We start from the raw sequence: 20706 nt of genomic DNA on the forward strand, positions 1-20706 counted from the left end.
AGGCGGCGCCAGGGTTTGTCAGGGAGCGGCCGCGGGCACGGCGGCGCGTTTCAGGCCGCATGCGAAGCGCGGCTTGCGGACGGGAGCCGGTTGCGGCGACGAAGCCTGGGCGGCGCCCCGGCGCGCGCTTTCCGTCGCGCCGATACCGCCGATGGCCGGCGACAGCACCCGTGGGGTCAATAGGAACATGCGTTGATAGTGCTGCCCTTCGTGCTTGCGATAACGGAACATGCCGCCGATCACGGGCAGCTTCGAGAGTCCCGGCACCGCCGTCTCGGTATTGTCGTCCTGGGTGACGGAGTAACCCGCGATCAGCAGGCTTTCGCCCTCGTTGATCAGGGCCTGCGTGTCGATGGTGCTGTTGCTCACCACCGGCAGCTGTCCCACCTGCTGGGTGGTGAGCTTGCCGTCCTCGATGTGCACGTCCATGCGGATCTGCTGGGCCCCGCCGGGCGCCGTGATGATCGACGGCAGCACGCGCAGGGACACGCCGGCGGACACGCTGTACAGGTCGGCGGACTGGTAGCCCGCCACCTGCACGTAGAACGTCTTCTTGCTGTCCATCAGCGCTTCGACGTTGTCGAGCGTCTCGACGCGCGGGCTGGCGGTCACGCGCGCCTGGTCGTTCTGTTGCATGGCACTGATGCGGTTGAGCAGGTACTTGCCGGCGTTGCCGATCACCGTCGTGAGCACGGCGCCCTGCGGCGTGGCGGGCAGCGCGCCCGAGACCGGGAACACGCCGAAGCCGGAGGGATTCAGCGAGTCCGATTTGCCCGCCTGCGGCTGCTGGCCGTTGCCGGTCTGGAGGTCGATGTGGCCCGTGTGCAGGCGCCAGTCGATGCCCAGCTCGTTCAGGGCGCTGTCGGTGATTTCGATGATGGTCGCGTCGATCTCGAGCACGCCGGGGCGCATGTCGAGCGACTCGATCAGGCTGGCGTAGGCGGCCATGTTCTCGACGCGGTCGCGCACCAGGATGGCGTTGCCGCGCGGGTCCGCCTCGATCGACGGTCCGGCCGGCGCGGCCGGTACTTGCTCGTCGCCGCGGCGTCCACCGCGGCCCGGGGCGTCGTCGAAAGCGCGGGCCAGAGGGGCCGCACCTTGCGGCATCCCGGGCGGCATGCCGGGCGGCATACCTGCCGGTACGGCGGCAAGAGGCGCCAGGCCGCCGAGCCCGGTCGGCGCGGGCAGCGGCGGCACGCGGTTGCCGGGCACGCGCCCCGCGCCATCGTCCTGGGCTTCGCGCACGCTCGGCAGCCGGTAGGTGTCGAGCCGCGCCGGAGCCGGTTCGACGCCGGCGCCCGGGGCGGCCTGCCCGTACAGGCCGCGCAGCAGTCCCGCCACCCCGCGCACGGTGACGCTGCGCCCGTTGATCGTGATGGTCTTGTCGGTGGCGGATGCATAGCGCAACGGGAAGCGCCGCACGACCACGGTGTCGCCCGAGACCTTGACATGGTCGATCAGGTGCGCGACGTCGCTGACCAGGTCGACCAGGTGCGGCGGGCCCGACACGACGGCCGTGCGCGACACGTCGTCGTAACGCACCGGGAAGCGCGGATCCTCGATCTGCAGCCGCGCCAGCGCCTGGCGCAGGTCGCTGGTGCTCGCATGCTGCAGGCCCAGCGTGGCGCTGCGCGCCTCGTTCGGACCGTAGATGCGCAGCACCGCCCCGTCGTAGTACCAGAGCACGCCGAACGAGGCGACCATCTTGTCGAGGAATTGCTGCGGCGGGCTGTTGAAGCGGCCGGTGACGTTGCCCTCGACCTGCGGCGAGATCCAGGTCATCACGTGCTGGCTGGCGCCGAAATCGCGCAGCACGTCCTTGAGGTCCTTGCGGTCGGCGACGTATTCGAAGCGGTTGCCCTGCCAGGGGATGTGCTCGGCGTGGGCGGGAGCGGACACGGTCAGGGCCGCGACGGCGGCGGCGACCGCCAGGAACGTGGCCAGCCGCGCGGGCCGGCGGCGTGCGAAAGTCGATATGCTCATGGCGGCGGCACCTCAGCGGTACATGGTCTCGGACGGCGACTCGTGGAACTGGCGCCGGTATCCCTTGGCCAGCACGGAGCGGCTCTTCACGCCCCAGCGGCTGGCGGTGTCGACGATCGAACCGTTGACCCGCTCATCGCTGAGCAATTCCTCGCGGATGCCCTCCAGCCGCAGCTTGCGGATCAAGCCGCCGGGCGTCATGCCGATCGAGCTCTTGAAGGTCATCTGCAGCGCACGTTCCGTCACGCCGATCTGGGCGGCGACTTCGCGCGTGCTCAGGTCGGCGCGCTCGAGGTTTTCGACGATGTGGCGGTAGGCGCGCCGGTATTTCGCCGGCAGGCGGGCCGACAGGTCGTCGACCGCCAGCGCGCGGCCGGCCTGCGGGTGGATCGCGCCGGACTCGGGCGCCTCGCTGCGCAGGCAACGCAGCGCTTCGGCCGTGTAGTTGGCGTAGAGCTTGAGCGCCTGCACCGGATTGCCCTGGCGTGCGGCGATCCGGGCCATGCAATACAGGTAGTCGAAGTTGCAGCGGCGCGTCCCCAGCTCGGTTTCGGCACTGTTGAGCTTGCCCATCACCGCTTCGGCCACGTCGTCGAGGCCGCCGGCGAACGCCGCCAGCGCGATGTCGATCTTGGTCAGCAGGCCCTGGATGCCGCTACGGAAATTGTGCCCGTGGTGCGCGATGGCGATCAACGGCGCGGCGGCGAGGCGGTCGCTGTCGACCAGCGCGGCCAGCCGTTCGAGGTAATCGTTGCGCTGCGTGATCAGGGCCGGCAGCGGCGCCAGGATGGCCGTGGTGGCGGTGAGCGTGCGCGTGACGGCGGCGCGCTGGTTGCCGGCGTGCGTCTGGACCAGCTGCGCCGAGCGCCAGAAGGCGTGATCGTTCAACGTGGTGGAGGTGCGGATGCGCAGCTGGACGTCGAACTCGCGCGCCAGCAGGCCGAGCACGATGCGCCAGCCCGGCTCCTCGTGGCCATCGGCCAGCGTGGCGGCCTCCAGCAGGGCGTCGTCGGCGTCGCGCTGCAGGCCCAGCTGGTGCTTCACGAGCGCGACGCCGATCAGCGCCTCGATGCGCTCGGCCGGCGTGGCGGCGCCGTCCTGCACGATGCGGGCGAAGCATTTCGCCGTCGTGGCATAGCGGTCGCGCATCATCAGCTGCCAGCCGGTGTTCCGGCACGACATGATGCGCAGGCGGTCGTTGTCGTTGACGGTGAATTTCTGCGCGCGGCGGTACAGGTCTTCGGCATCTTCGTCGTAGCCGAGCAGCAGCGACGCGTCGCCCGCCGCCACCAGGCGCGCGACGTCCGCGTCGCCCAGCTTGCGTGCAGCGTTGTCGAGCACCTCGTCGACGGCGCAATACGCGCGCTCGGCGGCGCCGTCGAGCATGGCGGCCGCATAGTCGGGCAAGGTGGCGCGCTGCGCAAGTCCGGAACATAAAGCAAAATAGATGGTCGAAAACATGGTGCACCTCCCGGTTGATCTGTTTGCTGCCGGGTCATCCCGGCGACAAGATCATGGTAAGCGCGATACGCCTCGACAAATCTCAACAAACCGCAGCGCAAATCACAACAAACCTCAAATCGTTCACTGCCCCGGCGCGCCGACCATGCCCTTCGCCAGTTGGCTGCCGAGGTCGCCCAGCAGCACGTCGCCCACCACCTGCGACGCGAACACCGCCACCAGAGCGATCAGCATGATCATGCCGATCATGCCGCGCAGCGGCTGGCTGAGCGCGTTCGGCTCGAGCTTGTCGGCCGAGCGGGCCATGATGCCGAGGCCGACGTCCACCAGCACCAGCACCAGCATCACCGGCGTGCCGAGCTTGGCGAGCGCCGTCCACACGGTGTCGGTGCGGCCGATCAGGAACGCTTCGGCCGTGCTGGCCAGCGTGGGCAGCATCACCTGCGGCGGCCACCATTTATACGACTGGAACAGCGCGCCGAGCAGGAAGCTCATGCCGCCGCCGACGTAGAACAGCGTCGTCACCAGCTGCAGCAGCAGGTTCGAGACGGGCGTGCTCTGCTCGCCGCGCAGCGGATTGGTCATCTGGACGTTGTTGAAACCGGTCATGTCGTCGATCAGCGTGCCGACGCTTTGCGCGATCCAGAACACCGGCGCGGCCGCGAAGCCGAACGCCAGGCCGAGGAAGGCTTCCTTGCCGGCCAGTACGATCAGCATCGCGCTGCCGGCCCCCTCGAACGCCTGCGACGGCTGTCCGGCGGCGACGAAAAAGGTCAGCACGTAGACGACGCCGTTGCGCACCATGCCCGGCAGCGCGGTGTCGCCGGTGGCCGGCAGGACGATGAAGGCCACCATGATGCGGATGCCGGTGAGCAGCAGCATCACGATCAGCGTGTGATAGGCGTCGTACCAGCCCATCAGGGCGTTGATCCAGGAAAAGGTATCGTTGGTCATCGTTCATCTCGCATAGCGTCGGGCCAGCAGGTTCTCCACGGCTTCCTCGTCGGCCGCCAGTTCGGCGGCATGTGCGGCGGCGCGCCGCACCGCGTCCAGTCTCGCCCGGCACCGGTCGAGCGCCGCTTCGGCGCGCGCCAGCCGGGCTTCCGTGTCGCGCACCCGGGCCCCGTGGCGGTCGACGGCGCCGGCCGCTTTCTGCTCGGCCTTGCGGGCCGCGTCGATCGCGTCCTTGAGCGCCACGCGCCAGTTTTCGTGGCGCAGGTAATCGGCCACCGACAGTCCGGTGGCGCCGCGGAAGCGCGCCGCCATGCCTTCCACGTGGACGCGGCAGCGCTCCAGCGCCAGGTCCACGTCGCGCCGGGCCTCGTCGCAGGCCGCCTCGCGCTCGGCCAGCGCGCGCCGGTCGCGCGCCAGTTCCTCCTGGATGCGCTCGCGGCGCCGGTCCTTGGCGGCGACGATCACGCGCCACTTGCCGATGTCCGCCCTGCTCATTGCGGCGCGAACCCGGAGACGAATTCGTGTGTTTCCTCGCCGTCCGCGAAGTCGTCGGTGCGCTGGTTGAGGAACTCCTCGAGCGGGCCGTGCTGCTCGATCGCCTCGTCGGTCAGCGGGTCCGTGCCCTGCTGGTATTCCCCCATCTGCAGCAACAGTTCGACTTCGTCGTACTTCGCCAGGAGCTTGCGCATGTGGCCGGCGCCGGCGCAATGCTCGGGCGTGGCGACGAGGGTCATGACCCGGCTCAGGCTGTGCAGCACGTCGATGGCCGGGTAACGGTTGCGCGCCGCGATCGCGCGCGACAACACCATGTGCCCGTCGAGGATGCCGCGCACTTCCTCGCTGACCGGGTCGTTGCCCTCCTCGTCCTCGGCCAGCACCGTATAAAAGGCGGTAATGGAACCCTCGGCCCCCATGCCGGCCCGTTCGAGCAGGCGCGGCAGTTCGGCGAAGACCGACGGCGGGAAGCCGCGCCGGGTGGGCGGCTCGCCGGCCGCCAGGCCGATTTCACGCTGCGCGCGGGCGAAGCGGGTCAGCGAATCCATCATCAGCAGCACGCGCAGCCCGCAGTCGCGGAAATACTCGGCGATGGCGGTCCCGACGTGGGCCGCCTTCGCGCGCTCGATGGCGGAACGGTCCGAGGTCGCGCACACGACGACGCTCCTGGCCATGCCGTCCTCGCCCAGGATGAGCTCCATGAATTCGCGCACCTCGCGGCCCCGTTCGCCGATCAGGACGATCACGTTGACGTCGCAGGCGGCGCCGCGCGCCAGCATGCCGAGCAGCGTGCTCTTGCCGACGCCGGCCGGCGCGAAGATGCCGAAGCGCTGGCCCTCGCCGACCGTCAGCAGCCCGTCGATCACGCGCACGCCCGTATCCAGCGGCGTATCGACCATGCGCCGGGTCAGCGGATCGGGCGCGTCGGCCATCACCGGGCGCAGCTCGGTCTCCGGCGGCAGGGGCGCGCCGTCGATCGGCTCGCCCAGCCCGTCGAGCACCCGGCCCAGCAACGCTTCGCCGACGGGCACCGAGAGCGGGCGCCCCAGGCCGATCACGCGGGTCGAGCGCGACAGGCCGGTCACGTTGCCGAATGGCGCCAGCAGCGCGAACTGGCGGGTGAAGCCGACCACCTCGGCGCGCTGCAGCAGGGTGCCGCGGGCGTCGCGCAGCTCGCACAGCTCGCCCAGCATGACGTCGATGCCGCCGACCTTCAGCAGCGTGCCGACCGCTTCGACCACCTTGCCGTGGCGGACGAACGTCGCGGCGCCGTCGAGCGCGCCGTCCAGCGCGTCGAGAAAGGCGATGGCGTCGTTCATGGCATGCTCCAGTCGGCGCCGGCGGCGTCTTCGCAGGCCTCGTCGTCATCGGCCTCGTCGTCGTAAGCCTCGTCGTCATCGGCCTCGTCGTCGTAAGCCTCGTCGTCATCGGCCTCGTCATCGGCCTCGTCATAGGCCTCGTCGTCTTCCCCTTCCCGATCTTCCATGCCGCCCTGCCCGTCCCCGGACTTGAGCGCGCCGATGGCGCGTTCCAGGGCGCTCAACAGCATCGGCAGGCCGCCGGACACGATGCCGTGGTCCCATTCGCAGACGCAGCTGCCCGCTTCCGCGGCGGGATCGGCGCTCACCGTCGGATTGAGCGGCCAGCGGTTCTCCTTGCATACGGCGCGGAAGGCCCGCGTCGCGTCGTCGACGTCCTCCGGCGCCACGCGCACCGTGAGGTACGAGGCATCGTCGATGTGGCGCGACAGGTCGGCGCCGATGCGTGTGAACAGGGCGGCGCGGTCGGCGTTGCCCAGCGTGCGCGCGACCGCGCGCAGCACGAGGTCGGCGATGCGCTCGCGCACCGCCAGCAGCGTGTCGCGCCCGGATTCGACGCCGCGCAGCATGGTTTCCTGCGCATCCTCCAGCGCGCGCGCCTGCCCGGCCTCGTAGCCGCGCTCTTCGGCGGCGTCGTACTCGGCGCGCGCCGCCTCGATCGTCCGCGCGGCTTCCGCGCGCGCGGCCTCCCTGATGGCCTCGGCTTCCTGTTCGGCGTCGGCGATCAACCGTTCGATCTGCCGGGTGCACTGATCGGCGGCGCCGTCGAGGGCAACCAGTCCGGCCATGTCGCCGGCCCGCAGGACATCCTGCCCGATCCCGATGCCGCCACGCGGCGATCTCAACCAAATAACCATGTGAACTCCGGAAAAATCAGAACGGCGTCAGCCAGGAACGGGGAAACCACGCCGGTTGCGGCGGGCTCGGCCGGGCGCGCGTCCGGCGCGCCGTGCAGGGTCAGGGCGACCAGCCGCGCCGCCACGTCCAGGGTCAACGCCCGGTCCGCGATGATCATTGCGTGGCCGCCGGCGGCCAGCGCATCGGCACCCGCGTCGTCCGGCGGCGCCGCCTCGGCGCCGGGTGCCTGCATGCCGAGCCGCAGCAGCATGTCGAAGGCCTGCTCGCCGACCGCGCCGGCCAGCGCGCGCCGCCGCGCGCCGGACACGATCCGCCGCAGCGCGCCGCGCGCGGGATACAGCCGCAAGGCGGCCAGCACGCGCCCCAGCGCGTCGCCGTCGAGCAGGGCCAGGCGGTTGGCGTGCGGGCCGAAACTGCTCAGCGGCGCAGCTTGCCCGAGCCAGGCGGCGCGCGCGCCATACCATGCGTGGCCCACGCCGGGCGACACGGGCACGCCCAGGCGGCGGCAGGCGCGCTCGCCCAGCGCGGCGGCCAGCGCCGCCACCCGCTGCTCGTAGGCGGCAAGCCAGGCGGCCAGGCGTTCCGGCGGCAGCGGCGCGGTGCTCGGCGCGGTGCTCATGCGGCGCCCTTGCCGGTACGCCTGAGCAGGCGCTGCGCGATGTCGGCCAGCGAGATGCCGAAGCGACGGGCCACCAGCGCCAGCGCGACGGCCAGGGCGGCCACGCCGAGCGCGGCGCCGCCCCAGCGCCATGCCGCCGAGCCCTGGTTCGACGCGCGCAAGGCCTCCGGCGCCGCCGCCCCCTGCACCATCGTGACGCTGACGTTGTCGTAGGTGAGTCCCTCGACCGCATGCACCACCAGGTTCTTCAGGTTGGGCGTGAGCGTGGCCACGTCCGTGCCGGGCAGGTACTGGATGAAGACCGCGGCCGACGACGGCTTGACCGTGGCGGCCAGCGGATCGTTGTTCGGCAGGACGATCTGCACGTTGGCATAGGCCACGCCGTCGATGCGCGACAAGACCTCCGACAACTGCTGCGACACGCCGTAGATGAAGCGCACGCGCTCCTCGGTGGGCGTGGAGATCAGGCCGTCCTTCTTGAACATGTCGCCCAGGTTCTGGAACCGCTGGTGCGGCAGCCCATGCGCGTGCAACACGTCCATCGCACGGGCGAACTGGTCGCCGTCGATGTCCACGTTCCAGGTCTTGCCGCCGTCGTCGGATTCCTTGGACGCGTCGACCTGGGCCTCGAGCAGCACCGCCAGCATTTCGTTGGCGTCGCGCTCGGGCAAATGCGCGAACAGCTGCTTGCTGCAACCGGAGAGCAGCATGGCGGCGGCGCCGGCCAGCAGGCAAGTCTTGAGCGCTTTCACATGGATCGCCATATCAGCCCCGTCACTGGTTCTTCATCAATGTCTGCACCGAGGACTTGACGCCCTGGGCCACCATCTGGCCGCCGTACATCTTGCAAGCCATCTCCGCCGCCTCGAACTGGATCTTCGTGGTCGCGCCGACGAGTTCCTGCTGCGTCATGAAGGGCGCCTCGGCGGCGAACCGGTCGATCTGTCCGCCCATCTGGGCGAAGGCCTGGTCCTGGCGCGTGACCGCCTCGGTGATCGCCGACGGCCCATGCACGCGCGACGCGTCCGGGGGCGCCATGCGCGCGGCCTCGAGCTTGCTGCGGAACAGGTCGACCAATTCGCCGGGAGGCTGCACGCGCGGGGCCGCCGGTCCCGCCGGGGTGGTTGGCTGCGGCGCCAGGGTGGCGATCGGCGGCAGGGGCTGGATGGGGATCGTCATGACGGGCTCCTAGGCGCGCAGGTGGCGCTGTTGCATCATTTTCTGCAATTCGGCCAGGTCGACCTGCGCCTCGGTGCTGGCGGGAGCGCGGCGCGTGCCCACCTTGCCCAGCAGCGTATTGACGATATCGACGGAATCCTGGTCTTCGTTGCGGTTGAGGACGTCGTTGGCGTACGAGCGCCACGACGGATCCTGCAGCCCGTACAGCGCCACGGCCAGCAGGGCGTGGACGTACGGGCCGAACGCACCGCGCAGGGGACGCTGCTCCAGGTCGCGCAGGAAGCGCAGGGCGCCGGAGAAGTCGTGGCGCCGGATCATCATCCAGGCGTCGTAGGCGTTCAGCTCGATGAAGTTCGGGCGCAGGATGTGCAAGGCGGTGAGGACCCGTTCGGACTGCTCGAGATGGCCGTGCTTGGCGCCGAACATCAAGACTTCGATCAACGCCGCGATCATGCGGCTGCTGCATTGGGACTCGGACATGTTCACTCCTGTTGGCTGGGCCGCAGCGGACTGCGCGGCATGACCGACACCTTACCGCCCGCGTCCCGCCCGCCGCGGGCCGGACCCGAAGTCCCCGCGCGCCAAACGAAGCACCCCGTGCGCCGCCCCCGGACTTCGCCCGCGTCGCCGGCACTTCGCCCGGAGCGCCGGCCGGCCGCGCCGCGCACCCGACAATACCGCCTGGGTCTCGCATCGCGGGATCGGAACGGGGATCGAGCATGTCCGAAGAAAAAACCGAACAACCCAGCGACAAGAAGCTGCGCGACGCGCGCCGCGACGGCGAGACGTGCAAGAGTACCGACCTGCCGTTCGCCGCGATCATGCTGTGCGCCTGGCTGGGCTTTTCCGTCGCCGGCGGGCGCATGGCGGAACAATTGCGCCTGCTGCTGCTCGGCGGACTCGACGTGAAGCGCGCGCAGGACGACCTGCGGATGGCCGACGTGCTCGTCGAGGCGGCCACCCACGGGCTGATCCTGGTGTTGCCGGTCGTGGTCGTCGCGGCGCTGGCGGCGGTCGGCGCGCTGGCGGCCCAGGTCGGCCTGCAGACGTCGTTCAAGCCGCTGGAACTCAAGTTCGACGCCATCAACCCGGCCTCGGGCCTGAAGCGCATTTTTTCGGTGCGTTCGCTGATCGACCTGCTCAAGGCGGTGCTCAAGGCCTTGCTGATCGGCGCCGTGCTGTACCGCACCTGCCTGCTGCTGGTGCCGCTGATGCTCGGGGCGCCCTACCAGCCGGTCGACGGACTCGCCGCCGTCGCCTGGGGCGTGGTGGGCAAGGTGTTCGGCGTGGCCGGCGTGCTGTACGCGATCATCGGCGTGGCCGACTACGGCCTCCAGCACTGGCTGTTCATACGCGACCACAAGATGAGCAAGGACGATGTCAAGCGCGAGCACAAGGATTCGGAAGGCGACCCGCACATCAAGCAGGAGCGCCGCAAGCTCGGGCGCGAATTCGCCAACGCCGCGCCGAACGAGCCCGTGGCGAACGCCAACGTGGTGGTGGTCAACCCGACCCACTACGCCGTGGCGCTGCGCTACGACCCCGACGAGGCGGGCCTGCCGCGCGTGATCGCCAAGGGCGTCGACGACGACGCCAGGGTGATCCGCGAACAGGCCATGCAGTACGGCGTGCCGATCGTCGGCAATCCGCCGCTCGCGCGCGCACTGTTCCTCGTGGCGGTCAACGACGCCGTTCCGGAACCGCTGTTCGATTCGGTCGCCGCCGTGCTGGCGTGGGTCGAGAACATGCAGGCGCCGCGCGACCTCTCCCAAGACGACAACCCATGACCAAGAGGTAACCCATGAAATCATTCCGCCTGAACGAGCTGGGAGGGGAAGTCTCGATCGCCGTACTCATCGTCGCGGTGATCGCCCTGATGATCCTGCCGCTGCCGACCTTCGTGATCGACAGCCTGCTGGCGCTCAACATCACCATCAGCGTGCTGCTGCTGATGGTCACCCTGTACATCCCGAACGCGACCTCGCTGTACTCGTTCCCCTCGCTGCTGCTGTTCACCACGCTGTTCCGGCTGTCGCTGAACATCGCCTCGACCAAGTCGATCCTGCTGCATGCCGAGGCCGGCCACATCATCGAAAGCTTCGGCGAGCTGGTCGTCGGCGGCAACCTGGTCGTCGGCCTCGTGGTGTTCCTGATCATCGCCATCGTCCAGTTCATCGTCATCGCCAAGGGCTCGGAGCGGGTGGCCGAGGTCGGCGCCCGCTTCACGCTGGATGCGATGCCGGGCAAGCAGATGAGCATCGATGCCGACGTGCGCGCCGGCAACATGACCGCCGAGGAGGCGCAGCGCCGCCGCGCCATGCTGTCGATCGAGAGCCAGCTGCACGGCGGCATGGACGGTGCGATGAAGTTCGTCAAGGGCGACGCCATCGCCGGGCTCGTCATCACCATGGTCAACATCGTGGCCGGCATCGTCATCGGCGTGACCTACCACAGCATGTCCGCGGCCGACGCGGCCAACCGCTTCGCCGTGCTGTCGGTGGGCGACGCCATGGTCTCGCAGATTCCGTCGCTGCTGATTTCCGTCGCCGCCGGCGTGCTCATCACCCGGGTCTCCGACGAACACAGCAAGCCCCGTTCGCTCGGCACCGAGATCGTCAAGCAGCTGGGCACCAATGCGCGCGCGCTCTACAGCGCGGCGGCCATGCTGGTCGGGTTCGCGCTGGTGCCGGGTTTCCCTTGGCCGATGTTCATCCTGCTGGCGGTGGCGCTGTTCGTCGGCGCGCGCCTGATGGGCAAGCAGGTCCACGACCAGCAACCGGCCGCCGGCCCGGAACTGTCCGCGCTGCGCGCCGAGGGCGCCAAGGGCCAGGCCCCGACCATCGCCGCCCAGGCGCCGGCGTTTTCCGCGCCGCTGTCCGTGCGCCTCTCCCCCGCGCTCGCGAAGCGGCTGGATACCTCCGAGCTGAACCGCGCGTTCACCGCCGCCCGCGGCGCGCTGGTCGACGAGCTGGGGCTGCCGTTCCCGCGCGCCGCCGTGTGGACGAGCGAATCGCTCGCCGGGATGGCGTACGAGATCATGCTGCACGACGTGCCGCAGCCGGCGCTCGAATTGCCGGACCACCCGGAGCGCATCGAACGCGCGCTGGCCGACGCCGTGGGCGCGGCGGTGCGCGCGCACGCCCACCTGTTCATCGGCGTGCAGGAAACCCAATGGATCCTCGACCGGGTCGGCACCGAGTATCCGGGCCTCGTGACCGAAGTCCAGAAAGTCATGCCGGTGCTGCGCATCGCCGAGGTCCTCAAGCGGCTGCTCGAAGAACACGTGCCGATCCGCAACCAGCGCGCGATCCTCGAGAGCCTGGTGAACTGGGGCGCCAAGGAAAAAGACCTGCTGCTGCTCACCGAATACGTGCGCGGCGACCTGGGCCGCTTCATCGCCCACCGCGCCGCCGGCGGCGGCCAGCTGGCGGCGATCATGCTCGACGTGGAAGTCGAGCAAACCATCCGCCAGGCGATCAAGCAGACCCCGGCGGGCAATTACCTGACGCTCGAACCGCAACAGATCGACCAGTTGCTGGCCTCGCTCGAAAACCTGATCGGCGCCAATCCGCCGTCGAATCTCGCGGTCGTCACGTCGATGGACATCCGGCGCTATTTCCGCCGCATGATCGCGCAGCGCCTGAACTGGCTGCAGGTGTATTCGTTCCAGGAGCTGGGCGACATCGACCTGCGCCCCGTCGGCCAGCTCGGCCTGTAACGGGAGGGGATCCGATGACCCGCATCCGCTCGCCGCGCGAACTGCGCATCGCGGTCGCGCAAGCGCCGGCGCCCCGCGCCGCGGCCGGCGCACGCTTCGGCCAGTTGCTCGGCCAGGCGCGCCAGGCCCTGGGCACGCCCGGCCGGGCCGTGCCGGACCAGGTCGTGCCCGACTGGGACCAACCGGACGGCGGCGGCGCGCGCGACGGCGAGGCCGGCCAGGAACGGCACGGCGGCGGCGAGGATCCGCCGGAACCCGCGGGCGCCGACGCGGCGCGCACCGTGCCGCCGCCGCCGCGCCCGCGGCTGCTTGACGCCACGCACCCGCCCGCGCCGCGCAAGGCAACGGCCGGCACGGCCGACGACGCGACCCGGGCGCTCGGCGCGCGGCTCGTCGCCCACTGCGCCCGCGCCGCCGGCGGGGACCTGGTGGCCGATCACCTGGCCGAGCGCATCGCCGGCTTCTGCGCCAGCCCCGCGCTCGAGCGCGCCGGCGGACGCTGGGAGGTCATGATCGAACTCGACCCGGTCATCCTGCCGCACACCCGGCTCCACCTGGTCCTTTCGGATGACACGCTATCGCTTCGCTTCGACGTCCGCGACGCCCGCGCCCGCCAGCTAATCTGTGACAACGGCGCCGCATTGCGAAGCCGTCTGGAAGCGCGTCTCGGCGCGCGTATCGCGGTCCATGTGGAAGTGAATTGAGGAAACCCATGCAAACCACAACGGCTTTCACCCCGCTGGCGGACAGGCTGCGCAACTACACGCCGGCGCTGGCCAGCCTGGCGCGCGCCGTGTGCGATGCCCGCGGCGCGCTGCACGGAACCGTGCGGGCCGTACCCGGGCGGACGGCGCGCAGCGGCCGCACCGCCCTGCTGACCATCGCCTGCGGCCAGGGCGAGCTGCACCTGCACGTCGACGTCGACGACGGCGCCCGCGCCGCCCTCGAGGCGATCGCCCTCGAACCGGAGGCGGCTTGCCGCGCCGCCCTCGCCAGCCTGTACCTGGCAACCCCGCTGGCGGCGCTGGCACGCCATGGCGCGGCGCAGCCGGCGGTACGGGAACTGCGTTTCGCCGCGCCGTCCGCCGCAACCGCCGGCGTGCTGCATCTCGAATACGACCACGCGGACGCCACCGCCGGCGTCACGGTGGCCGGGGTGTCCGCCGCCCTGGCGGACGCCCTGGCCGAGCGCATCGGGCCACGCGGCCGCGGCGCCGCCCTGCCCGACGCGCTGGCCACGCTGGCCCTGCCGACCCGGCTGCGCCTGCGCAGCCGTCACATCACGCCGGCGCTGCTGCAAACGCTGCGTCCCGGCGACGTGCTGCTCGGCTGGCCCGCCGCCCCCGGTTTCGGGCCGCACGCGACCCTCGACCAGGCCACCCTGCTGTGGGGTGCCGCCAACGGTCAGACCATCCATGCGCGCGCGCGCATCGATTCCCACAACGTCATCCTGGAGAGCCGTCCCGTCATGGTGAACAACGACCCCGACCTGTCCCTGCGTGCCGCGACCGATGTCGCCGCCGCAGCCCCCGCCCCGATCGACGTCAGCGACGTCGAACTGCCGGTCCACATCGAAGTGGTGACGGTGAACCTGCCGATCGGGCAGATCGCCGCCCTGCAACCGGGCTATCTCCTCACCTTGCCGCTCGCGCTGGCCGACGCCGACATCCGGCTGGTGGCGCACGGCCAGACCCTGGCCTTCGGGGAGCTCGTCGCCATCGGCGACCAGCTCGGCCTGCACATCCGTCGTATCGCGAGCTCCGATGAACGCCTCGCCTGACATCGGTTCGCTGCTGGTCGCAGCGCTCGCGCTGGCGGTCCTGCCGTTCGTGGCGATGGTGGTCACGTCCTATACCAAGATCGTGGTGGTGCTGGGCCTGCTGCGCAATGCGCTCGGGCTGCAGGGCGTGCCGCCGAACTCCGTCCTCAACGGCGTCGCCCTGATCGTGACGTGCTTCGTGATGGCCCCGGTGGGCATGGAAGCCATGCACCGGGCCCACCTGTCGAACGAAACGCCGGCCGGGTCCCAGGTCATGCCGTTGCTCGACGCCGGACGCGAGCCGTTCCGGGACTTTCTCAAGGCCCATGCGACGACGCGCGAGAAGGCGTTCTTCCTGCGCTCGGCGCGCCAGATCTGGCCGCCCGGGCGCGCGGCGGAACTGAAGGAGGACGACCTGATCGTGCTGGCGCCGGCGTTCATCCTGAGCGAGCTGACCGCCGCCTTCAAGATCGGTTTCCTGCTGTACCTGTCGTTCATCGTGATCGACCTCGTCGTCGCGAACATCCTGATGGCGCTCGGCCTGTCGCAAGTCAGTCCGACGAACGTGGCGATCCCGTTCAAGCTGCTGCTGTTCGTTTCGCTCGACGGCTGGTCGATGCTGGTCCACGGCCTGATCTCCACCTACAAGTGACGTCATGGAATACGATAACCTCACCAACCTGACCGCCCAGGCCCTGAAGCTGTGCCTGATCGTGTCGCTGCCGGCCGTCGCCGTGGCGGCGCTCACGGGCCTAGTCGTCTCCTTCCTGCAGGCGATCACGTCGCTGCAGGATTCGAGCATTTCGCAAAGCATGAAACTGGTGATCGTCACCGTCACCGTCATGGTCAGCGCGCCGTGGGGCGGCATGGCGGTGCTGAGTTTCGCGCGCAGCCTGTGGGAGGTGATGTTCACATGAGCATCCCGCGCATCGGCGGCGGCTACCTCCCGCCCCTCTTACCCGCCGCGCCCGAAACGCCCAAGCCGTCGGGCACCGTCACCCAGACCGACCAGCCGACGCCGCAGCAACTCCTGCCGCTGCTGCCGCGCCTGCGCCGCCACGTGCTCGGGCAGACGGCCCGGAATCGCGCGACGGGGCGCAAGAAGCGCGGTGCCGACAACCCGCACGGCGCCGACCTCAGCGCCGAAAGCGAAGACCTGTTGATGATGCTCGAGCAGCATCTGACGCACGACGACAAGGACGTGTCGAAGAGCGGCGAACGCGGCGGGCGCGACCAGGGATCGTCGTCGCAGGGGCGCGACCCCGGCGGCGGCGGCGGCGGCGACTTCGCACGGCAACACGCCGCCACCGGCGACCAGACGCGCAACGGCATCCGCTGGACGATGCACGTCGTGCCGCGCCCGGTGCGCGACGAAGCGCGCCTGCTCGTCCAATGGCGTGCCGCGGCCACCGGCAAGGGCCCCCTGGCCCGTGCCGAACGTGCGTTGCTGGCGGTGCCCGCCGCGGCCCGCCGCGGCGGCACGACGGACACGGGCCCGGCCGCCAGCCCCACCTACCCGATCCTCGCCATCGTGCGCGAATTCCTGGCGATCCCCGAGGGCGACCGCACGCGTCCCGCCACGCTGGCGAACGTGCGCGACCGCCTGCTCGCCGCGGCGGCGGCGCGGGCGGGCGGCGGCCCGGCAAACGTCGGTCGCCCGCTGTCTGACGCCGAGGAATCCGTCAACCTGCTGCTGCCGATCGTGCTGCTGAACCTGGGCCGCCATCGGACGCGCGAAGGACGCGCAATCGGCATTTCGTCGCTCGCCGCGCTGATCCGCCGCGGCCGCGGCTGGTGACCGGCCGCCGCAACCGCATCACGCTGAACAGGAACTTTCGCTCATGTCCACAGCACTTCGCACACTGACCGGCTTTCATGCCGGCACCCGCGTAAAGTTGAATCCAACGACGATGTCGATCGGTAAGGATACGACGACCGGCATCCTGCTCCAGGACCGGGCACACTGAATAGGAGATTTCGTTCATGTCCAAAGAACTTCGCATACTGACCGGCTTTCATGCCGGCGCCCGGATACAGTTGAATCCAACGACGATGTCGATCGGTAAGGATGCAACGGCCGACATCCTGATCCAGGACTGGAACGAGGGCACCATGCAACTGGCAATCGACGCGGAAGACCGGGTAACGATCGCCGCCGCAGACGCGGCGGACGCCCCGACGACGCTCGACGATTTCGCGCCGCGCCGCTTCGGCGACGTGGTGCTGTGCGCCGGACCGCGTGACGCACTGTGGCCGTCGGACCTGCAGCTGCTCGAGGCCATGCTCGCCGCGCCGGCCGACGATGCCGCCGGCGTTGCCGCGGACGATGACGTGATGATGGGCGACACGCGGCCCATGCCGCCGGCCAAGCGCGCCTCCTGGACGCGCACCGGACTGGTGGCGATGCTGATCGGATCGGTCGGCGCCGGCGCCCTGGCCCTGACGATGGGCAACGCATCGCAGGCGGCCACCCGTCCGATCACGCCGGTCGGCCTGGCCGACGTGCAGCGAGCGCTCGAGCGCCTGCGGGAACCCGGCATCGACCTGCGCGAGCAGGCGAACACCTTCGTCGCCAGCGGCATCGTGGCGAACGGCGAGGCGGCACGCCGGGCGCACGCCACCCTGCGCCGCGTCGCCGGCAGCCGCCTGCGCTGGCAGGTCAAGCCGGCCGACGACATCGCCCGCGAACTGGCCGAGTCGCTGCACGAGCCCAACGTCAAGGTGCGCTATGCCGGCGCCGGGCGTTTCGAGGTGACCGGCACGGCGCGCCAGCCCGGCGCGGTGCGCGACGTCGCCGAGCGGTTCCGCAACGACATGGCGGCGCCGGCACCCAGGATCGACGTCAAGGTCGAGCGCATCGACGAGCTGGGCATTGCGGGCAAGGTCGATTCGACCCTGAATGCCGACAGCGTGCGCTACGTCGAATCGAGCGACGGCACCAAGAATTTCCTGGCCGACGCATCGGGCAATACCACCCTGCACTAAGGAGAACGACATGTACGAAATCATGACCGAAGAATTGATCGACGTGCTCGACGACCTGCCCCAGGCGGGCAGCCAGGCCCGGCGCCATCACGAAGTGCGTGCCGCGGCCCAGGCCCTGGACAGCCTGGCCGACGCCTGCGCCGCGCGCTCGACCGACACGGCGAGCACCGAAGCCCAGGCCGGGCGCGCGGTGGCCGATGGATTCCGCGCCGCGGCGCAGTTGTGCCGCCTGGCGATCCAGTAGTTCCGCCAGCCGTGCGCCGCGGCCGCGAGGCGGGCGCACGGCCGGCAAACCAGCGTGTGCGGCGGTATCGCGCACATTGTGCAGCAGTATCCCATCCGGGATTATTCAACCAGCTTCATCCACTTCACTTCAAGGAGAAACACCATGGCAATCGCACTCGACACCGGAGCTCAAATCGCAGCAATCGAAGCCGCAGCAGCCGCTGAAAACGCCATCAACCTGGCGACCCTGGAAGCCAAGGTCAAGACCATGGGCCTGAAAGCGGCGAAGGACATCGTCCAGTAAGCCCCACCGGCGCGCCATCGGGCCGCGCATGGCGCGCCGGCCGGGAGCGGCGACACGCTCCCGGCCGGCTTTTTTTCACCGGTACGCGTACCGCAATGCCTGGCGCGGATCATGCGACAGAAGGCGAACGATGAGCATCGAACGACGCGATCAACTAATCCGCGAAATCTGCACACTGCGCGACGTGCCCGGCGTCGACGAGGTGCTCGCGCGCGGCGAGCTCGAGATCGACAGCTTCGACGTGGCGATCGACCATTTCGCGGAAGACGCCGACGCGGTGTATGTGACGTTCCAGTATGGCGTCGTCACCGCCGGACGGACGCTGCGTGTGTTCCGCCTGCTGCTCGAGGCCAACCTCGCCGTCTACGCCCAGGACCAGGCGCAGCTCGGCCTGGAGGTCGCTTCCGGCGCCATCGTCCTGATTGCCCGCGTGGCACTCAACGACGAAGTCGACGGCAAGTGGCTGCTCGGCATGATCGAGCACTACGTCGAACATGGGCGCTACTGGCGCGACAACATTTTCAAGGCACGCGACGACATGTTCGAGAATCTTGCACGCGGCGACTATGTCTGGCTGCGCGCATGAGCGGACAGGATCTTTTTCAACCACCGACCACCAACAACGCACAGGAGGATGATATGACCACTACGAGCAAAGCAGGCAGCAGGCCGCCGCCACCGCCGCCGGAGAAAACCGGCAAAACGAACGGCAAGAAAGACGACAAGAACGGCGACTCGACCGACCAGGACAACCTGAACAAGGCCATCGACTCGCTCAGCATCATGATGCTGCAGAAGATCATCAACGGCGCCAAGCAGCGCCGCGCTGAAATGAAAGAAGACGACCCCGACGCCTTCTAGTTCCGCCCTACCGGCGCCGCCGCCACCGCGCGGCCGGCGCCGGCGCATCCCGGGCCGCATCACGCGGCCGAAATCCCACGTACGACCCCGCCCGGCAATGCGCGCTTCGCGCCGATGCCGCATGCGCGGCCTTCCGGCGCGTCAGCGCTTGGCGTTGACCATCTCGTGCAGCTCGAGACGGTTGTAGGTGACCCGCATGGCGTCCTTGACGTTGACCGCCTTTTTCGCGATCAGCTGGGCCAGGACGTCGTTCAGGCTGCGCGACATGCTGTCTTCCTTGCGGCGCATGAAATCGGCGATCAGGTGCAGCTTGCCGGGGTCGGCGATGTACGGCGCCACCTGCTGGTTATTGTTGAACACCATTTCATAGGCAAGCACGACGTCGTCGCCCTGCTCCGTGGGCAGCAGGGTCTGGAAAATCACGGCGACCAGGGAATTCGCCAACCCGGCCGCGCGCTGCTCACGCTGCTCGGCGGGAAAGAAACCCAGCAGCTTGGAGATCGCGCTGACGGCACTGTTGGTATGCATCGTCGCCAGCACGAGGTGGCCGGATTCGCCGGCGTGCAGGACGGTGTCGGCGGTGTCGAAATCACGGATCTCGCCCACCATCAGGACGTCCGGCTTCTGGCGCAACGCTTCGCGCAGGCCGGACGAAAACGTGGCCGTGTCCGTCGGGACTTCTTTTTGCGAAATGATCGACTGCTTGCGCCGCAGCTGATATTCGATCGGTTCCTCGATCGTGATGATGTGCGCGCTCCGCGTGGCGTTGATCTGGTCGAGCATCGAGGCGATCGTCGTCGTCTTGCCCGAGCCGGTCGGCCCCGTGATCAGGATGATCCCGCGGGTCGCCTCGAGCACCGTCTTGACGTAGTGCGGCAGGCCCGTCTGCTCCAGCGCGATGGGCCGCAGCGGCAGGCGCCGGATCGAGATGGTGGTCTTCGATCCGGAGCTGGACCGGAAGACGTTGCAGCGCAGGCGATATTCGGTCAGGATGAACGGCCGGTCGATCGCGCTTTCGACGATCTTGTCTTCCCAATCCTCGTCGATGGCGTTCAGCACGGGCACCATGTCGTCGAGCGTGACCGGTTCGGTGCCGACCTGGCGCCACCCCCGCGGCGACTTGATCATCACCGGCATGTCCTGCTCGATATGAATATCCGAGAAGCTCTGGCCGGAATTGACGAGGGCGATCAGCTCCTCCAATAATTCACGGGATATCGAAAAGTCGTCGGACATGATGCACCTGGGTAATGTAGGACTTTCTCGAGTATAGCGCGGCTGCCTTGTGCTGACCAGTCGTCCGGCGCGACTGGACCAGGCGGCACCATCACCACACGTCGCGGGCGCCCAGGTGATGGGCATACCAGCGCAACCGCACCTGCTTTTCGACGCAGGCGCGCTGGATGTCCTTCAGCCGGTCGAGCGCGGCCTGGCGCGCCACGACGATATGATCGGCCTGCCGCTCGAGCCGGTGGATTTGCCAGTGGATCAGCGCCCGGCGTGCCAGGCAATACAGCTTGTGCATATCTTCTCCTCGTCCTTGGTTCCGCACCGCGCCGCAACGGGTCTGGAGCGCGCGTCGTACCGTGAGTGGCTGCCGACGAGGCGGCGGTTCCGTGCCGTGCCCGGCCCGACAAGCTTGCATATTGCTGTCGACATACTGTCAATGTGCTTTCAATGCAATGCGGAGTGAATATTGCGCCGGGCTGGTGTCTGGATCTTTCCGATGTTCTCTTCTATCCAGGATGCTCTTTCGCCAGCGCCAAAAAGCCGGAGCCGACGGCCTGTGTTCTCGACAGTAGAACACTGCAATCGACACCGGCGTCCGGTGAACGTGCCGGCTTTGACGCCGGCAAGAAGCGCAAGGGTAGCAAGCGTCATCTGGCGGTCGATACGTCGGGCTATCCATTGGCGATGGAAGCAAGTCCGGCTAATGAACAGGACCGCGATCACGTGGCACCGCCCGTGTGCCGGGACGACGCTTGC

Annotated in this window: 25 protein-coding genes and 1 pseudogene; 14 read left to right on the top strand and 12 right to left on the bottom strand. The window is 69.2% G+C overall.

All coding sequences use genetic code 11. The features are described from left to right. Positions 1-18: 18 nt before the first annotated feature. The 10 genes from sctC to ISF28_RS11745 form a co-directional block, all read right to left on the bottom strand. Positions 19-1983, bottom strand: a complete 1965-nt coding sequence (gene sctC, locus ISF28_RS11700; protein WP_198117358.1) for a type III secretion system outer membrane ring subunit SctC — start codon at positions 1981-1983, stop codon at positions 19-21. 12 nt (positions 1984-1995) lie between these two features. Next, entirely contained in the window at positions 1996-3444 is a 1449-nt protein-coding gene (locus ISF28_RS11705) for a helix-turn-helix transcriptional regulator (protein WP_198117359.1), read from the bottom strand. Between the two features lie 123 nt (positions 3445-3567). Beyond that, a complete protein-coding gene (sctT, locus tag ISF28_RS11710) occupies positions 3568-4398 on the bottom strand; it encodes a type III secretion system export apparatus subunit SctT (RefSeq protein ID WP_198117360.1) in 831 nt (276 codons plus the stop codon). Positions 4399-4401: 3 nt separating this feature from the next. Further along, the gene (locus ISF28_RS11715) at positions 4402-4893 is read right to left on the bottom strand and encodes a hypothetical protein (RefSeq protein ID WP_198117361.1); all 492 of its coding nucleotides are present in this window, start codon (positions 4891-4893) and stop codon (positions 4402-4404) included. Then, positions 4890-6212, bottom strand: a complete 1323-nt coding sequence (sctN, locus tag ISF28_RS11720) for a type III secretion system ATPase SctN (protein ID WP_198117362.1) — start codon at positions 6210-6212, stop codon at positions 4890-4892. The genes ISF28_RS11715 and sctN overlap by 4 nt, the downstream gene beginning before the upstream one ends. Beyond that, a complete protein-coding gene (gene sctL / locus ISF28_RS11725; RefSeq protein WP_198117363.1) occupies positions 6209-7069 on the bottom strand; it encodes a type III secretion system stator protein SctL in 861 nt (286 codons plus the stop codon). Before sctL ends, sctN begins: the two co-directional genes overlap by 4 nt. After that, a complete protein-coding gene (locus ISF28_RS11730) occupies positions 7054-7689 on the bottom strand; it encodes a type III secretion protein HrpB4 (protein ID WP_198117364.1) in 636 nt (211 codons plus the stop codon). Before ISF28_RS11730 ends, sctL begins: the two co-directional genes overlap by 16 nt. Then, positions 7686-8453: a type III secretion system inner membrane ring lipoprotein SctJ gene (gene sctJ / locus ISF28_RS11735; protein WP_198117365.1), complete on the bottom strand. Its 768-nt coding sequence runs from the start codon at positions 8451-8453 to the stop codon at positions 7686-7688. The genes ISF28_RS11730 and sctJ overlap by 4 nt, the downstream gene beginning before the upstream one ends. A gap of 10 nt (positions 8454-8463) precedes the next feature. Continuing rightward, complete coding sequence (locus ISF28_RS11740) at positions 8464-8868, bottom strand: hypothetical protein (protein WP_198117366.1); 405 nt, start codon at positions 8866-8868, stop codon at positions 8464-8466. A gap of 9 nt (positions 8869-8877) precedes the next feature. Further along, entirely contained in the window at positions 8878-9348 is a 471-nt protein-coding gene (locus ISF28_RS11745; protein WP_198117367.1) for an HrpB1 family type III secretion system apparatus protein, read from the bottom strand. Between the two features lie 239 nt (positions 9349-9587). Here ISF28_RS11745 and sctU point away from each other — a divergent pair, with 239 nt between their 5' ends. From sctU to ISF28_RS11805, 13 genes are all read left to right on the top strand, one after another. Further along, positions 9588-10655, top strand: coding sequence for a type III secretion system export apparatus subunit SctU (sctU, locus tag ISF28_RS11750; protein WP_198117368.1), 1068 nt, complete (start codon positions 9588-9590; stop codon positions 10653-10655). A gap of 14 nt (positions 10656-10669) precedes the next feature. Next, positions 10670-12586: an FHIPEP family type III secretion protein gene (locus tag ISF28_RS11755; protein ID WP_198117369.1), complete on the top strand. Its 1917-nt coding sequence runs from the start codon at positions 10670-10672 to the stop codon at positions 12584-12586. Then, positions 12514-13290 carry a type III secretion system protein SctP gene (gene sctP / locus ISF28_RS11760; protein ID WP_229519036.1) on the top strand — a complete coding sequence of 259 codons (777 nt, stop codon included), beginning with the start codon at positions 12514-12516 and terminating at the stop codon, positions 13288-13290. The genes ISF28_RS11755 and sctP overlap by 73 nt, the downstream gene beginning before the upstream one ends. Before the next feature lie 8 nt (positions 13291-13298). Then, on the top strand, positions 13299-14366 hold the full coding sequence (gene sctQ / locus ISF28_RS11765) for a type III secretion system cytoplasmic ring protein SctQ (RefSeq protein WP_198117370.1): 1068 nt from the start codon (positions 13299-13301) through the stop codon (positions 14364-14366). Continuing rightward, complete coding sequence (gene sctR / locus ISF28_RS11770; RefSeq protein ID WP_198117371.1) at positions 14350-14997, top strand: type III secretion system export apparatus subunit SctR; 648 nt, start codon at positions 14350-14352, stop codon at positions 14995-14997. The genes sctQ and sctR overlap by 17 nt, the downstream gene beginning before the upstream one ends. 4 nt (positions 14998-15001) lie before the next feature. After that, positions 15002-15262 (top strand): type III secretion system export apparatus subunit SctS, encoded by a 261-nt coding sequence (gene sctS, locus ISF28_RS11775; RefSeq protein ID WP_198117372.1) that lies wholly within the window; start codon positions 15002-15004, stop codon positions 15260-15262. Beyond that, the gene (locus tag ISF28_RS11780; protein ID WP_198117373.1) at positions 15259-16143 is read left to right on the top strand and encodes a hypothetical protein; all 885 of its coding nucleotides are present in this window, start codon (positions 15259-15261) and stop codon (positions 16141-16143) included. Before sctS ends, ISF28_RS11780 begins: the two co-directional genes overlap by 4 nt. A 43-nt stretch (positions 16144-16186) precedes the next feature. Then, a complete protein-coding gene (locus tag ISF28_RS30455) occupies positions 16187-16312 on the top strand; it encodes an FHA domain-containing protein (RefSeq protein WP_229519025.1) in 126 nt (41 codons plus the stop codon). Between the two features lie 16 nt (positions 16313-16328). Next, entirely contained in the window at positions 16329-17330 is a 1002-nt protein-coding gene (gene hrpD5, locus ISF28_RS11785) for an HrpD5 family protein (RefSeq protein ID WP_198117374.1), read from the top strand. A 10-nt stretch (positions 17331-17340) separates the two neighbouring features. Beyond that, a complete protein-coding gene (locus tag ISF28_RS11790; protein WP_198117375.1) occupies positions 17341-17574 on the top strand; it encodes a hypothetical protein in 234 nt (77 codons plus the stop codon). 144 nt (positions 17575-17718) lie between these two features. After that, entirely contained in the window at positions 17719-17859 is a 141-nt protein-coding gene (locus ISF28_RS11795) for a hypothetical protein (RefSeq protein ID WP_198117376.1), read from the top strand. 130 nt (positions 17860-17989) lie between these two features. Continuing rightward, positions 17990-18445 carry a CesT family type III secretion system chaperone gene (locus ISF28_RS11800; RefSeq protein WP_198117377.1) on the top strand — a complete coding sequence of 152 codons (456 nt, stop codon included), beginning with the start codon at positions 17990-17992 and terminating at the stop codon, positions 18443-18445. Beyond that, on the top strand, positions 18442-18720 hold the full coding sequence (locus tag ISF28_RS11805; protein WP_198117378.1) for a hypothetical protein: 279 nt from the start codon (positions 18442-18444) through the stop codon (positions 18718-18720). The genes ISF28_RS11800 and ISF28_RS11805 overlap by 4 nt, the downstream gene beginning before the upstream one ends. Before the next feature lie 141 nt (positions 18721-18861). Here the strand turns inward: ISF28_RS11805 and ISF28_RS11810 are convergent, their stop codons facing one another. Both ISF28_RS11810 and ISF28_RS11815 read right to left on the bottom strand, forming a co-directional pair. Further along, positions 18862-19956 (bottom strand): type IV pilus twitching motility protein PilT, encoded by a 1095-nt coding sequence (locus ISF28_RS11810; protein ID WP_198117379.1) that lies wholly within the window; start codon positions 19954-19956, stop codon positions 18862-18864. Positions 19957-20047: 91 nt separating this feature from the next. Further along, positions 20048-20245 carry a hypothetical protein gene (locus ISF28_RS11815; protein ID WP_198117380.1) on the bottom strand — a complete coding sequence of 66 codons (198 nt, stop codon included), beginning with the start codon at positions 20243-20245 and terminating at the stop codon, positions 20048-20050. A gap of 248 nt (positions 20246-20493) precedes the next feature. On the opposite strand from ISF28_RS11815, the pseudogene ISF28_RS30460 reads away from it, so the two are divergent. Next, positions 20494-20676, top strand: a pseudogene (locus tag ISF28_RS30460) (transposase); the annotation flags it as partial. Positions 20677-20706 lie beyond the last annotated feature (30 nt).

Source organism: Massilia rhizosphaerae (assembly GCF_016093545.1).
Classification (GTDB): Bacteria; Pseudomonadota; Gammaproteobacteria; order Burkholderiales; family Burkholderiaceae_D; genus Telluria; species Telluria rhizosphaerae.